Raw genomic sequence first — 14854 nt, forward strand, 5'->3', positions numbered from 1 at the left:
ACTATGAATGAAATAGAAAATAAAAAAATAAGCAAGTTCCTGAGCTATGTGCTTAGGCATCATCCCGACCTTATCCATTTACAGCTGGATGAAAATGGCTGGGCAAATGTTGATGAACTGATTACAAAATCAACTGGGCATTCCGTAGGATTTACCTTCGAAGAACTGGATGAAATTGTACAGACCAACAATAAAAAGCGTTTTGCTTTTAATGAAGATAAAACCATGATCAGAGCGAGTCAGGGACATTCTATCGATATTAATCTCGCTTTGATTCCACAACAGCCACCGGAATTTCTCTATCACGGAACCGCTCAAAGTAATCTTGATTCCATTTTTGACAAAGGAATTGAAAAAAGAAACCGGCAGCATGTTCATTTAAGTGCTGATAAAGAAACAGCCACTAAAGTTGGTATGCGTCATGGAAAACCGATAATTTTGACTATTAAAACAGGAGAGATGTTTGAAAATGGAATTCATTTCTATCTTTCCGATAATGATGTCTGGCTCACAGATTTTGTAGATGCAAAATATATTTCAAAGGAATAATGAAAAGAACACTTGTAATAGGAGATATTCACGGCGGATTTAAGGCGCTGAAACAGGTATTGGAAAGAGCTGCTGTTACTGCAGAAGATCAATTGATCTTTCTCGGAGACTATGTCGACGGCTGGAGCGAATCCTCTCATATCATTGAATTTTTAACAGAACTCTCCGAAAAACAGGACTGTATTTTTATTAAAGGAAATCATGATGCCTGGTGTGAAGACTGGATCTCGTTAGGAATGAGTCCGGAAATTTGGCTTTTTCATGGGGGACGAAAAACTGTTGAAAGCTATGAAGGGTATTCCTTAGAACATTTGGACAGGCATTTGGCATTTTTTCAGCAGATGGAAAACTATTATGTAGATCCCCAAAACCGGCTGTTTATTCATGCCGGATATTCCTCCATGCACGGTCCCGAAAAAGAAGTCTATTCCAGCAACTACCGATGGGACAGAACGCTTTGGGAAACTGCTGTTTCCATGGATAAAAAACTGACACGGAATTCAGAATTATATCCTAAAAGGCTGTTATTGTACAATGAAATTTTTATTGGGCATACACCGACTATAGATTTAGGAGTCGGGTATCCTCTCAATAAAGCCAATATTTGGAATATGGATACAGGGGCGGCGTATACAGGCTCTTTGTCGATTATGGATGTCGATACCAAAGAATTCTGGCAAAGCGATCCGTTACCTTCTTTATATCCGCACGAAAGAGGAAGAAATTAGAGAATTAAGGTGCGATGATTTTATTTTCTCTCGCAGATTATGGAGATCAAGCAAATTTTTGTGTAGCATTTTTATCTGCTCAATCCGCTTGATTCGCATGAGTATATGTTTCTCTCGGAGATTTTGTAGATTAGGCAGATCTTTTAGCATTTAAAAGTTGTTTGTCATCAAAGAATTATACTACAATATCAGTACTTTTATCCCTTGAAAATTATACGTCAATGAAACTGAAATATTTGTTTTTCCTACTAAGTTCATCCTTATTTTTTGCTCAGAACCATTTTCAAACGGAGTTTGAAAAGGGAAATGGTAATCAAACCGTTACCTACGAAGAAATGAATGCCTATTATGAAAATCTAGCAAAGAATTTTACGGACATTCAATACCTCAAAAAGGGAGAGGATGATAATGGGAAACCCATTTATGTGGTGATGTACAACCCGTTTCCCGAGAAAAATATTGAAAAGCTGAGAAAAGAAAAAGCTATTTTATTGGTCAACAACGGAATCCATCCTGGTGAACCCGACGGAATTGATGCTACCATGATGCTGATGAGAGATTTGGCAACGAAAAAAATAAAAACACCTCAGAACTTTATAATTGCTGCTATTTCAGCCTATAATGTTAGCGGAATGCTGAACAGAGGTTCTTATTCCAGAGCGAACCAAAACGGGCCGGAACAGTATGGTTTTAGAGGAAATGCAAGGAATTATGACCTAAACAGAGACTTTATTAAGGCTGATACTAAAAATGCCAGAAGCTTTCAGGAAATCTACCAATGGCTGAAGCCTGATGTTTTTATCGATAATCATGTGAGTAATGGAGCCGATTATCAATATACATTTACCTACATTTCGACGTTTAAAGAACGATTGGGGAAGGTTTTAGGAGATTACTTCTACAAAGATTATCAGGCAAAAAATCTTGAAGATTTAAAAAAAATGGGGTATGAAAGTACACCCTATGTCAACATTCACGGAGATGTGCCGGAAGTTGGGTTTGCAGCATTTGAAGACTCTCCGAGGTATTCTACAGGATATGCTTCTTTGTTTAACACTTTGGGCACTGTACCGGAAACGCATATGCTGAAGCCCTATGATAAAAGGGTGGATGCAACGTATAAATATATGCTGGTTAATCTTGAGAATTTAAACAAAGACTATAAAAAAATAAAAGAGCTTAGAGCTGAAAACTTAAAACAATACCAAGCCGGAAAAGAATACGGAATCCGTTGGAAAATAGATTCTACAAAGTATTCTACGATGGATTTTAAAGGATATGAAGGAAAATATAAACCAAGTGATATTTCAGGAAAACCGCGGCTGTATTATGACAGGAGTCAACCTTTTACCAAAAAAATAAAGCTCTTCACTACAGCTGTTGCAACAGATTTTATTAAAATTCCGAAATACTATGTTATTCCTCAATCACAATATAAAGTGATTGAAGAATTAAGGAGAAACGGAATAAAGATGGAAACCATTACCCGGGATATTGCTACTTCGGTAGAATCTTATATAATAGATGACTTTAAAACCGTTAAAGATCCTTATGAAGGACACTATCTTCATTACGATACAAAGGTTACTGCGGTAAATAATACCATTGAATTTTCCAAAGGAGATTTCTTAATACCCACCAATCAGGAGGGTATTAAATACCTTATCGAAACGTTGGAACCGGGAGCCGTAGACTCATTTTTCAACTGGAACTTTTTTGATGGAATTCTAGCTCAGAAAGAATATTATTCCGCCTATATTTTTGAAGATACCGCTGCAGAATTATTAAAAAAGGATAAGAAGCTCAAAGATGCATTGGAAGCAAAAAAATCAACTGACAAGAAATTTGCAGAAGATGGAGGGGCTCAGCTGGATTGGGTGTATAAACATTCCCTTTATTTTGAGGAAAAGACATTCAGGCAGTATCCTGTTTACCGGATTTTATAACAAAAAAAAGACGCTTCAAACGAAACGTCTTTTTTATTTATTTAGGGAGACCTCTTTTCAGAGCATAATTGGCTCTTTCAATTGATTTCTTTTCCTTCCAGTCCATGTATCTTTTTTTGAAGCGTCCTTTCATGAAATTATCAAAGTTTCTCTGAACCGTAAGATTCCAGATCGAGTTGGCTTTTACCGCCCACGATTTGTCCCAGGCTCTTAGCGAAATAGAGAAACTGCCATCCAGATACTTCATCCAGTGCCACCAGCCGGTAGGCATAAACAGCGTGTCTCCATGCTCAAGAAAACATTCAATCCCTTCCACACCATCCAAAGCAGGATAGTTTTTGAAATCCGGATTTTCAATATCATAATCTTCCAGAGCATATGTTGCGTAAGGCAGTTTATATAACCGGTCTTTCCATTTGTATTCAAAAAGCAAGACATGCTTCCGTCCGTTAAAATGAGTATGGAAAATGTGCGCCAGATCTATATCAAAATGAAGGAACGTAACAGATCCTTTTCCTCCGAAAAACATAGAAGGATATTTATCTAAAAACCCGCCCATAAGCTCTTTTGGAGCAATATAATCATCAAGTAATTTATTGGCGTGTTTTATAGGGTCAAAGAAAAAGATTCTTAAATCAGTAGGTTCTCTTTGAATCAGATCAATATAATCTCCGAATTTCATTTCGGTTGTAGGAGTATTAATAGGAGCTGCAGGGTCTGCTTTAGCGCTGTCATAGAGAGGAACGATAACATCTCCTACCACTTCCTTCACATATTCCATCGTCCATTTTTGGTAAGCCGGCCATTTCCTGGCCATATTTTTGATGACAACAGGTTTTCTTGGTCTCAAATATTTTTCAAAGAATTCTTCTTTGGTGATGTCATCTACTACATCTATAGGTTTTAGAATAACTCCCATTCTTAAAAATTTTATATTACAAAATTATTAAATAAATATGTATAATGTTTAAATTAAGTTTTTTTTAATCTATGATTCAAATCACTTTTCCCTATTTAGACTAATTAAAATTTTTAAATCTTTATTTGTTGTAACTCTCAAATTATCAGTTGCACAATTAATAAATAATACAGATAATAATTAAGAATTAAAAAAACAAATTGACTGGAAAAAATGATACCATCGAAATTAAATGGATGGTCTTTTATTCCCAGATAATTATTAAAATTCTGAATTAAAATATACTGTAGTGCCTTATTTCAATGATCGTTAATCATCCATTTTGGATACAGTAAAAAATGGGCTAATCCGTTAATAGATAGAAATTGATCAGGTTAATCATATTTGAAGATACATAAATTTTGTCAGCAATGATATAAATAATTCAATAAAGAAAAGATTTTAGAAAAATATAACTATGTTTGTAGTTATAAAGATGATTTAACCTTTCATGATAAAATACATCTTTATACAAGTGTAACAAAAACCAGTAACCATTAACTAATTAGGCAAATAAAAATTATGAAAAAATATATTTCCTTATTTCTGATGCTCTTTTTTACTGTGCTGACTTTCGCACAGAAAACAGTTTCAGGGAAAATCACTGATGATGACGGAGAGCCAATTCCCAGCGCCAGTGTTACCGTAGAAGAGCCCGGCAAAGACGCCATTCTTGCTTACGGAATCACAAACTCTAAAGGAGAATATAAAGTAACCTTTACCTCTGCTGAATCTAATGTAGATCTAAAAGTGAAGGCTTTCAACCAAAAAAACTTAGTAAAACAGATCACTAACAGCGATCAGATATTAAGTTTTAAAATGCAGTCGGAAGCTACAGAAATAAAGGAAGTACAATTAAAAACCCGAATGATTACCGCCAGAGGAGATACCATTTCATACGATCTGAAAGCTTTTGATAGTAAAAATGACAGAAGTCTTGCCGATGTAATGAAGAAAATTCCTGGGATTGAAGTCAATACAGATGGTACTATTCTTTATCAGGGCAATGCGATCAATAAATTCTATGTCAACGGAAAAGATTTAATGGAAGGCGGTTACGGAACCATCAATAACTCGCTTCCAAAAGATGCCGTTCAGAAAATTGAAGTGCTTGAAAATCACCAGCCGGTAAAAATCCTTCAGGATAAAATACCTTCCGATCAGGCTGCCATCAACATTAAGCTTAAAAATGCGGTGACCATGACGGGAAGAGGGGAAGTAGGAACTGGTTTTGGAGATCCATGGCTTTGGAACGTAAAACTGACCCCTATGTTTTTCGGACAGAAAAGCCAGTGGGTGGTGAATTACAAAACCAACAATATGGGTGAGCAGGTAGAAAATGAAGGAAATATATTGGCTTTCGGAAGCGGATGGGAAGGAACAAGAATTAATGCATCCCAAAACGACTGGCTGAATGTAGAAAATGCAAGTACACCGAATTTGCCTGTGAAACGATATTTAATGAATAATGTACATTACTTATCAGCTAATTATCTGACCAATATTGATAAAAAGAAAGAATGGGAGCTGAAAGCCAATGCCAATTATACCAATAATGCCGTTGAAAGAGAGTCATATACGGAAAGCAATGATTACCAACGGGGGACTCATTATCAGACGAATATCCACAATAATTTTTATACAGATAAAGCAAAAGGGGAATTGATTTTTACAAAAAATGCTAAAAAAGGATTCTTTAAAAATACAACCTCTTTCTCTCAGTTCTGGAATTCAGACAGAGGATTAACAGATATTACAGACCAGTTTGGAAAAAGACAAGGGGATGAATCGGTAACTTCACCCACTACTTCTTTCCAAAACTCATTAAGTACGATTCTTCCCTGGAAAGAAAAGATGATCAATATCAAATCCTATATCAACTATCAGGATGATCATCAGAGCCTTGATATAAGTCCTTCATCGTACGTGAAAATACCTATTTCATTTGATCCGGATACAAATACATACAAATTTTTTGACTTTGGAGATGTAAATACCATACGCCAGAATTTCAATATGAAAACATTTCAGGCCAATCATTCTGCCAATATCAGCTTTACGAATAAGGGCTGGACATTTACTCCTGAGGTAGGTCTTAATTTTTCTACCAACAAAATGAATTCAGAATTGCTGGGTCTTGGCAATAACGGGACATTAGGATATGGAAACAGCTATTCCAATAATATAAAATATACAAACACAAAACCGTATGCTGCTGTAGGTGTTAATTTAAAAACGGAATCATGGATGTTGTTTGCACAATTGCCCGTGAATTTCAATAATATTTCAGCTAAAGATGATGAAAGAAACGTTTCAAAATCATTGAATAAAGTGACGTTTGAGCCTAGCGCTTTTGCACAATATTCCTTTGCTTCATTCTGGAAAGCAAGCCTGAGGGGAAGTATCAGCAATAATTTTGGAGATATCAGCGATATGTATGCGGGAAATATCCTTTCCAATCCAGGAAGCTTAAGTTCTATGTCTCCTCTTAACCCAATCAATGAAATTAATTCTAAATCTGCAGGAACAGGGATTGAATACAGAAACCCATTAAATAATATCTTTTTTAACGTAAGATACAGCTACAGTTATGCAAAGAGAAACCTTACCGCAAACAGCCTAAACGTAGGGACGGGAGCTTCTACCATTATCTACGAATTGAATGATAATACAAGTACATCCAATACCTATAGTGCGGAAGTAGGAAAATATTTTCCTAAATTTAAAACCAACGCATCCCTGAATTATAAAAACACAGAAAGTGAATCATTCCAAATGAGGAATAATGTGGGATTCGAAAACAATACCGTTAGCCAAAGTGCTGGGGTGAAGTTCAATAATACCTATTTCAGCTGGATGAGCATAGATTATAATGCCACTTACTCTTGGAATAAAAGAAATAATATAGCAGGACCGAATATTACGACCAACGGATACAATCATAATTTAAATCTGTTTTTATATCCTCTTGAAAGCCATACGATCGGATTCTATTGGGATCAGGTAAATACTTCGAGTGCTACGTCTACTTATAAAAATCCTTTCTTTGACGTGTCTTATCAGTTTACCTGGGTTAAAAAGAAGATAGATTTTGAAGTGAAATGGATGAATATAGCGAACAGAAAGTTATTTGAGACCTATACCGTAGATGGATTTACAGACACCTACTCCAGAATACAGCTCAGACCAAGCCAGGTAATGTTTACCGTAAAATTCAACTTTAAATAAAAAAAGAAAACCAATCTCACCGAGATTGGTTTTTCTTTTTAGATTAAAAACTTTGCTGGTCTGCAGAAGGTCCATAGCTTCCCGGTAGAGGAATATCATTTAATCGGTAGTAAACACCCATCTGGGCACGATGGTGGGTAATCTGGTTCAAACCGTGTCTAATGGCACCATATTTACTCCAGCTGGCAAGCTCCTGGCCGTCATTTTTGATCGTCCAGCTTGGATTCAGATCATCTTCCTGGGCATTCTGTAAAGCCTGTAAGCCGGACTCATAATTCTCATCAAGTTTTTTAAGCAGCTCTTCTCTTGTGGAAAGAACCGTAGGTTGATAGGCTCCTTTCGCAAAATCCAGTTCAGAAGTAGTCAGAATGGTATGCGGCCAGCCAAAAATTTCCACCACATGAGTGGCAAGAGGCATAAGTTTCATACTTTTTTCGTGGGGAGCATACTCATTTTTTCCTTCCGGAAAGCGGTTAATAAATTTTTTAGTAGTCTGGTATTCGCTTTCCAGCTCGGATTGTAATTGAGATAAAGTGTCCATATTAATTTTGTTTTTTAAGCAATTTAAAGATAAGAATTTTATAAAAAGAAATACTTCAATATCATCATAAATTGAAAAAATAATAATTGTAATTGCCTTTTTATCAGGTGAATATATTTTTTTCATGAAAGGATTTGAAAAAAAACTGTAACATATCTCCACAAACATCCACTAATTAGGAAACATTAGAAAAAATGAAAAAACTATTTTCTATATTCTTTATTGCCCTTTTTGTTTCTGTAAGTGCACAGGGTTCTAAAGATATAAAAGAAACAGCCAACAGATTCTTTTATGAGCTTACCTTTAAGCCGAAAAAAGATTCTGCAAAGCTGGATAATGTAATCGCTATTTTAGATATTACATCTAAAAAGTCTATCTATCAGGACTATACAATTCCTGCCCAAGATTCAATTATCAAATTAGCTGTCGAAGAGATGGAAAAAGTAAAAGCTTGGAAGGATATGTCTAAACTTATTAAAATGCCGAAGTTCTCTTATAAAATTGTGAAAACCTATCCTGATATGAAAGAACAATACATTGACAGGGTAAGCATGAATCTATTCGGATATGATGATGATGTAAAATTTAATTGGAATATTTTACCTGAAAAAGAAAAAATTGGAGAATATAATACTCAAAAAGCAACTACGGATTTTGGAGGAAGAAAGTGGACAGCTTGGTTCAGTACAGATATTCCTTTTCAAGATGGTCCATATAAATTCTATGGTCTGCCCGGCCTGATTGTAAAAATAGAAGATACTGAAAAGAATTATTCTTGGAAGTTAAGCGGAAATAAAAAGATAGAAAATTACGATGAAGTGTCTTATTCCGAAAAAATAAATGCAAAATACGGAGTTTCCCAAACTGTAAGTCCTACAACAAAGGAGAAATTTGATAAAGCATATGCAGCTTATAAACAAGATCCTATGGCTGAGTTTCGTCAGAAAGTTACACCGGAAATGGGAAATATGAAAATGCCGGGATCTGATGTTACTATTGGTGAAATGATGAAAAAGCAAGAAAAAATAGCAAAAGATTTCTTCAATTCAAATGATAACCCAATTGAGAAAAATCAGGCTCCTGAAAAAAAGAAAAAATAGCATTCATATCAACTAAATTATATTTTGAATCAACCCAAATGCACCCGTGTATTTGGGTTGATTTCTTTCATGTAAAAACGTTATTTAGATTAGATTTAAATAACGTATATTTGCATTCACAAAAATGAAGACTTTGAAAGATAAGGATTTACATAAATTAAGCGGATTTCCTAAAAACATAATGGGAAAGATACTGGGGTATGATAACGACCACATGAAAATGCCCAATAAAATCATTGAAATGGGGCTTCTGCCGGAGACCGTTTTTAGGATCTTGTATCAGGCTCCGTTTAGTGGACCGATGTATGTGGAATTTGGTGACGAAAAAAGCCGTATAGCCCTTCGTGAAGAAGAAGGGAATTATATCATTGTTGAAGAATTGAATTAATGCAGGAAACTAAAAAAAAACAGGTACTTTTAGTAGGAAACCCCAATGTAGGAAAATCAACAGTTTTCAATACGCTTTGTAACAAAAAGCAGAAAACCGGAAATTATGCAGGGGTTACTGTTGCAAGCCATTCCGGGCAGTATACTTATAAAGATGAAGAGGTTGAGGTAATAGATCTACCAGGTTCATACAGTATTTATCCAAGCTCGGAAGATGAGGCCATATTTTCTAAATTCCTTATCGATGAACAAAAAAACTATGCAGGGGTAGTATACATCCTTGAAGCGTTAAGCTTAAAAAGAGGACTTCTTTTATTCCAGCAGATTCAGGATCTTGGAGTTCCTATGATTCTGGTGGTCAATCAGATTGACCAGGCGGAAAGAAGAGGAGTAGATATCGACATCAAAAAATTCTCTGAAACATTAGGAATCACGATCATTCAAACCAATGCTAAAGAACAGATCGGAATCGATGAAATCAGGGAAGCTGTTTTCAGTAACCAATTTGTGAAAACTGAGACACTCTCTTTTGAAACCCCTAATGAACATAAAGATTTCCTTCAGAAATTTGCTGCTCATAAAGGAATCGATAACGAATATAAAGCCTGGATTGCTCTGTCTTCCGAAGGAGAACTGGGGAAAATAGAATCCATAAAAGACTTGCTGTCTGGGTCTGATACCAAAAGTATGGTTCCCAAAAGGCTGCAGGTACAGGAAACCGTTAGAAGATACCAGAAAGTAGATAAAATTTTAGCTGATGTTATCACTAAAAAACCGCAGTTTAAAGAACTGCTGACCGAAAAGCTGGACAAAGTGCTGGTTCATAAATTCTGGGGATACGTCGTATTTATGTTTATCTTATTAATTATCTTCCAAAGTGTATTCTTTCTGGCAGAATATCCGATGAACTGGATCGATGATTTCTTTTCATGGCTGTCCGCATTTAGTGGTGAGCACCTTCCGGAAGGACCCGTCAATTCATTAATTTCCAATGGGATTATCCCGGGATTGGGAGGGATTATGGTTTTTGCGCCACAGATCGGAATTTTACTGTATTTCCTGTATCTTCTCGAAGATTCTGGATATATGGCAAGGGTTATCTTCCTGATGGACAGGTTTCTTCGTCCGTTTGGGCTCAACGGAAAAAGTATTGTACCGCTGGTTTCCGGAACAGCATGTGCCATTCCTGCGGTGATTTCTACCCGAAATATTGAAAATGTAAGAGAAAGGCTGTTAACGATTCTGGTAACTCCTTTTATGACATGCTCGGCAAGACTTCCCGTTTACAGTATCATCATCGGGCTAATCATTTCAGACGATACCTTCTTGGGAATTAAATATAAAGCACTGGTTTTGATGGGGATGTACCTATTAGGTTTCGCTGTAGCCTTATTGTCATCCGCAATTCTGAAAAGATTCATCAAAAATCAAGGAAAGACCTATTTGGTAATGGATCTTCCTGCCTATAAAAAACCTCTTTTCGGATACGATTTTAAGCTGGTGTTAGGGAAAGTATGGGATTTTATTACCGGAGCCGGTAAAATCATCTTCATCGTAAGCATCATTATCTGGTTCCTGAGCTATTTCGGGCCACAGCAGAAACCGGATGAAATGGTGGCTACCAATGTAGAACTCGACCATTCATATCTGGCAAAAATGGGAAAAGCCATTGAGCCTGCCATTGCGCCGTTAGGATATGACTGGAAAATGGGAGTAGGGATTATCACAAGTTTTGTGGCAAGAGAAGTATTCGTGGGAACCATGTCTACTTTGTACAGCTTGGATAGTGATGCTCCGGAAATGAAAGTCATTGATAAAATGAGAAATGACGTAAAGCCAAACGGACAGAAGGTCTTCAATTTTGCTACAGGAGTTTCCGTGCTTTTATTTTATGCATTTGCAATGCAGTGTGTTTCTACACTTGCAGTAGTATACAGAGAGACGAAAAGCTGGCGATGGACTGCTTTTCAGGTCGTAATGATGACTGGTTTGGCATACTTTGTGTCGATGTTTGCATATCAAATTTTAAAATAATGAACACCTCATTAATTGTTCAATACATATTGATTATTCTTATCGTGGGATTTGCCTGCTATTCCTTATTCAGGATGCTCAGAAAGAATTTTGCGCCTAAGAAGTTCAGTTCCAAAAGATCCCAGTGTGATAAAGACTGCGGATGTTCTTAACCCAAACTTAAAGAGATAATTGAAAAAAATTGTAGTATTTTCATATTTTTTAAAATTAAATACTACAATTTGAATCTGAAAGCAGTATATATTTTTTTATTTTTCCTGTGGGCTGTTGAGGCAAAAGCGCAGGCTGATTCTGTACAGTTCAAATCATACACCGATAAAGTAATGATCCGCGCGAATCTTGACACCAATATAGAAAGCTATATTGTTTCAGATGGCAAGCATAAAAATGCCCAGCAGACTATACTCTCCATTAATAATAAAACTAAAACTTCGCTGTCGATTGATTATAGAATCATCAGTGCAACATTATCATTTACTCCAAGGTTTATGCCGGGAAATAATGATGATGACCAGAGAGGAAACAGTTCTTACAGTGACTTAACGTTTCGGTTCTTTCCCAAAAGATTTACACAGACGCTTTACTACAAAAAAGTAAAAGGATTTTATATCGAGAATATGAAAGACTTTGTTCCCGACTGGCAGGAAGGAAGAGACCCTTATATTCAGTTTCCGGATTTAAAGACTCAAAGCTTTGGCGGCTCTACCGCTTATGTGCTTAACAAAAATTTTTCACTCAAAAGTATTTATACTCAAGGAGAATGGCAAAAAAAGAGCAGTGGAAGCTGGGTTCCGTTTCTGGATTACGACCTTACTATTTTCAGCAATATCATAGACAACGAGCCAAGCAAAGAAATTCAATATAATTTCGGAGCCAATATGGGGTACTTTTACAATTGGGTTATCGGAAAAAAGGTGAATATTTCACCCTATCTGTCATTAGGCCTGGGTGGAAAGCTGACCAGCTTCCGGGATACACTGGATGACGGAACAAAAGCACCAAAAGAAAATGCACAATACATAACCATGAAATTTACAGGCGGACTTCATATAGGATATAATACAGACCGGTTTTTATTTGGCGGGAAAATGAATTTTAAGGCATATACCTATGATGAAAAAAATAATCAGACGGTAGAAAATAATAACCTATATGGTCTTCTGTACATCGGATACCGCTTTGCACCCCCGAAAGTGGTGAAAAGAAACTATGATAAACTTCAGAAAAAAATACCTGTTCTGTAAATTGAAAGTCTTTAAGTATCTTTGCAGAGAAAATTCAGAATTACAATAATTAATAAAAAAAATACAAAAACATAATGTCGTTAATCAAGTCTATTTCAGGGATTAGAGGTACAATAGGTGGAAAAGTAAATGATAACTTAACACCGCTGGATGTCGTAAAATTTGCATCAGCATTCGGAACCTGGCTTCAGAACAATAAAAATAAAAAGAATTTAACCCTTGTTATAGGAAGAGATGCCAGGATTTCTGGTGAAATGGTTTCTTCCCTGGTTACTGCGACCTTGCAGGGATTAGGAATCAATGTGGTGGATTTAGGTCTTTCTACAACCCCTACCGTAGAAATAATGGTTCCCGAGCTGAAGGCAGACGGAGGGATTATCCTTACCGCTTCCCATAACCCAAAACAATGGAATGCCTTAAAATTACTCAACGATAAAGGAGAGTTCATCACCGGTGAAAATGGAGCAGATGTTCTTGCTTTGGCCGAAAGTGAAGACTTCAACTACGCCGAAGTGGATGATTTGGGAAAATATGAAACAAGAGATGATGCTTTTGATATTCATATTCAGCAGATTCTAGACTTACCGATGGTGGATGCAGAAGCTATTAAAGCCAAAAAATTCAAAGTGGTGTTGGATGCGGTAAACTCTACAGGAGGAATCGCGATTCCAATGTTACTGGATAAACTGGGCTGTGAAACGGTAAAGCTATACTGCGAGCCGAACGGGCAGTTTCCTCATAATCCGGAACCCTTAAAAGAACATTTGGGAGATATCTGCGAGTTAGTGATCAAAGAAAAAGCCGATGTAGGAGTAGTCGTAGATCCGGATGTAGACAGATTGGCCTTGATTGATGAAAAAGGAGAAATGTTCGGGGAAGAATATACGTTGGTTGCCGTGGCAGACTATTTATTGAAACATAAAAAAGGAGCTGCAATCTCAAATCTTTCGTCAAGCCGTGCTTTAAGGGATGTTGCCCGTAATCACGATTCAGAATATTTTGCAAGCGCCGTAGGAGAAGTGAATGTAGTCACCTTAATGAAAGAGAAAAACGCCGTGATAGGAGGAGAAGGAAACGGAGGAATTATTTATCCTGAGCTTCATTATGGAAGAGATTCCTTAGTAGGAGTAGCCTTATTCCTGACCCATTTGGCAAAAGAAAACAAAACGGTATCCGAATTAAGAGCAGGTTACCCGGCTTATTTCATGGGGAAAAAGAAGATCGAACTGACTCCCGAGATCAATGTAGATGATATTTTAGCCCAAATGGAAAAAGAATACCAAAATGAAGAAGTTTCTACCGTGGATGGAGTAAAAATAGACTTTGCAAACAATTGGGTTCACCTTAGAAAATCAAATACAGAACCGATTATCAGAATCTATACAGAAGCATCATCCCAGAAGGAAGCAGATGCATTAGGTGATGAAATAATCGCGAAGATTAAAAGTCTGATTTAAAAAAAATAGAATAAGAACGGAGCAAAAGTTCCGTTCTTATCCATCAATAAAAATGTTTGAGCATCTAAAAAACAGATTTCCTTTTCCCAAAGAAGAATATGAAGAATTTGTAAAAGACTTCAAACGAATGGAAGTGCCTGCAAAAACGGTTCTTTTACAGGAAAATGAAGTCTCGCAGAATGCCTATTATATTGAAAAAGGAATCGCAAGGGCCTGGTACAATAATGACGGAAAAGATGTGACATTCCAGTTTTTTATGGAAAATACTATGTTTTCATCATTAGAAAGCTTTAGAAAAGGATTGCCAAGTATGGTGGCCCTGGAAACTATTGAGCCCTGCATCGTATGGAAAATAGATAAAGTTACGGTGGATAAGATTTTAGAAAAAGTATACGCTGATCCTGAACTTAGAAACAGTTTCATGGATACCGTTTTTGAAAGAACGTTCGATTATATGAAGCATTTTTTCTCATTCATTAAAGACAGTCCCCAACAGCGTTATATTGCCCTTACCAAAGAAAAACCCGAAATTGTTAAAAGAGTTCCCCAACATTATATTGCTTCCTATCTGGGAATTACAACCGTACATCTCAGCAGGATAAAAAGTAAGATTTTAAAAGACAAAGGCACATCGTAATCTGATAACAAATGTTATTGCAGAACGAATGACTTTCATGATAAT

The 14854-nt window shown here is 36.4% G+C and carries 12 protein-coding genes; 10 read left to right on the top strand and 2 right to left on the bottom strand.

Translation table 11 applies throughout. The features are described from left to right. Window positions 1-3 precede the first annotated feature (3 nt). From IW15_RS02435 to IW15_RS02445, 3 genes are all read left to right on the top strand, one after another. A complete protein-coding gene (locus IW15_RS02435; RefSeq protein WP_034709019.1) occupies window positions 4-549 on the top strand; it encodes an RNA 2'-phosphotransferase in 546 nt (181 codons plus the stop codon). Then, window positions 549-1277, top strand: a complete 729-nt coding sequence (locus IW15_RS02440) for a metallophosphoesterase family protein (RefSeq protein ID WP_034709021.1) — start codon at window positions 549-551, stop codon at window positions 1275-1277. Before IW15_RS02435 ends, IW15_RS02440 begins: the two co-directional genes overlap by 1 nt. A gap of 221 nt (window positions 1278-1498) precedes the next feature. Beyond that, complete coding sequence (locus tag IW15_RS02445; RefSeq protein ID WP_034709022.1) at window positions 1499-3223, top strand: M14 family metallopeptidase; 1725 nt, start codon at window positions 1499-1501, stop codon at window positions 3221-3223. A 37-nt stretch (window positions 3224-3260) separates the two neighbouring features. Here the strand turns inward: IW15_RS02445 and IW15_RS02450 are convergent, their stop codons facing one another. Continuing rightward, window positions 3261-4142, bottom strand: coding sequence for a cupin-like domain-containing protein (locus tag IW15_RS02450; protein ID WP_034709025.1), 882 nt, complete (start codon window positions 4140-4142; stop codon window positions 3261-3263). A gap of 561 nt (window positions 4143-4703) precedes the next feature. Here IW15_RS02450 and IW15_RS02455 point away from each other — a divergent pair. Next, window positions 4704-7409: a Plug and carboxypeptidase regulatory-like domain-containing protein gene (locus IW15_RS02455; protein ID WP_034709027.1), complete on the top strand. Its 2706-nt coding sequence runs from the start codon at window positions 4704-4706 to the stop codon at window positions 7407-7409. Window positions 7410-7452: 43 nt separating this feature from the next. Here the strand turns inward: IW15_RS02455 and IW15_RS02460 are convergent, their stop codons facing one another. After that, entirely contained in the window at window positions 7453-7950 is a 498-nt protein-coding gene (locus IW15_RS02460) for a DinB family protein (protein WP_034709816.1), read from the bottom strand. A 194-nt stretch (window positions 7951-8144) separates the two neighbouring features. On the opposite strand from IW15_RS02460, the gene IW15_RS02465 reads away from it, so the two are divergent. The 6 genes from IW15_RS02465 (at window position 8145) to IW15_RS02490 (ending at window position 14809) form a co-directional block, all read left to right on the top strand. Next, window positions 8145-9050 (top strand): GLPGLI family protein, encoded by a 906-nt coding sequence (locus IW15_RS02465; RefSeq protein WP_034709030.1) that lies wholly within the window; start codon window positions 8145-8147, stop codon window positions 9048-9050. Between the two features lie 124 nt (window positions 9051-9174). Next, window positions 9175-9438: a FeoA family protein gene (locus tag IW15_RS02470; protein WP_034709031.1), complete on the top strand. Its 264-nt coding sequence runs from the start codon at window positions 9175-9177 to the stop codon at window positions 9436-9438. After that, complete coding sequence (gene feoB / locus IW15_RS02475) at window positions 9438-11471, top strand: ferrous iron transport protein B (protein ID WP_034709032.1); 2034 nt, start codon at window positions 9438-9440, stop codon at window positions 11469-11471. The genes IW15_RS02470 and feoB overlap by 1 nt, the downstream gene beginning before the upstream one ends. Before the next feature lie 221 nt (window positions 11472-11692). Next, on the top strand, window positions 11693-12715 hold the full coding sequence (locus tag IW15_RS02480; protein WP_034709035.1) for a DUF4421 family protein: 1023 nt from the start codon (window positions 11693-11695) through the stop codon (window positions 12713-12715). Window positions 12716-12789: 74 nt separating this feature from the next. After that, window positions 12790-14172 (top strand): phosphoglucosamine mutase, encoded by a 1383-nt coding sequence (gene glmM / locus IW15_RS02485; RefSeq protein WP_034709036.1) that lies wholly within the window; start codon window positions 12790-12792, stop codon window positions 14170-14172. A gap of 52 nt (window positions 14173-14224) precedes the next feature. Next, window positions 14225-14809, top strand: a complete 585-nt coding sequence (locus tag IW15_RS02490) for a Crp/Fnr family transcriptional regulator (RefSeq protein ID WP_034709038.1) — start codon at window positions 14225-14227, stop codon at window positions 14807-14809. Window positions 14810-14854 lie beyond the last annotated feature (45 nt).

This window comes from Chryseobacterium soli (assembly GCF_000737705.1).
Taxonomy (GTDB): domain Bacteria; phylum Bacteroidota; class Bacteroidia; order Flavobacteriales; family Weeksellaceae; genus Chryseobacterium; species Chryseobacterium soli.

Coding starts and splice junctions, on each gene's coding strand:
- IW15_RS02435 (WP_034709019.1), top strand. CDS start 4: ATGAATGAAATAGAAAATAAAAAAATAAGCAAGTTCCTGAGCTATGTG.
- IW15_RS02440 (WP_034709021.1), top strand. CDS start 549: ATGAAAAGAACACTTGTAATAGGAGATATTCACGGCGGATTTAAGGCG.
- IW15_RS02445 (WP_034709022.1), top strand. CDS start 1,499: ATGAAACTGAAATATTTGTTTTTCCTACTAAGTTCATCCTTATTTTTT.
- IW15_RS02450 (WP_034709025.1), bottom strand. CDS start 4,142: ATGGGAGTTATTCTAAAACCTATAGATGTAGTAGATGACATCACCAAA.
- IW15_RS02455 (WP_034709027.1), top strand. CDS start 4,704: ATGAAAAAATATATTTCCTTATTTCTGATGCTCTTTTTTACTGTGCTG.
- IW15_RS02460 (WP_034709816.1), bottom strand. CDS start 7,950: ATGGACACTTTATCTCAATTACAATCCGAGCTGGAAAGCGAATACCAG.
- IW15_RS02465 (WP_034709030.1), top strand. CDS start 8,145: ATGAAAAAACTATTTTCTATATTCTTTATTGCCCTTTTTGTTTCTGTA.
- IW15_RS02470 (WP_034709031.1), top strand. CDS start 9,175: ATGAAGACTTTGAAAGATAAGGATTTACATAAATTAAGCGGATTTCCT.
- feoB (WP_034709032.1), top strand. CDS start 9,438: ATGCAGGAAACTAAAAAAAAACAGGTACTTTTAGTAGGAAACCCCAAT.
- glmM (WP_034709036.1), top strand. CDS start 12,790: ATGTCGTTAATCAAGTCTATTTCAGGGATTAGAGGTACAATAGGTGGA.
- IW15_RS02490 (WP_034709038.1), top strand. CDS start 14,225: ATGTTTGAGCATCTAAAAAACAGATTTCCTTTTCCCAAAGAAGAATAT.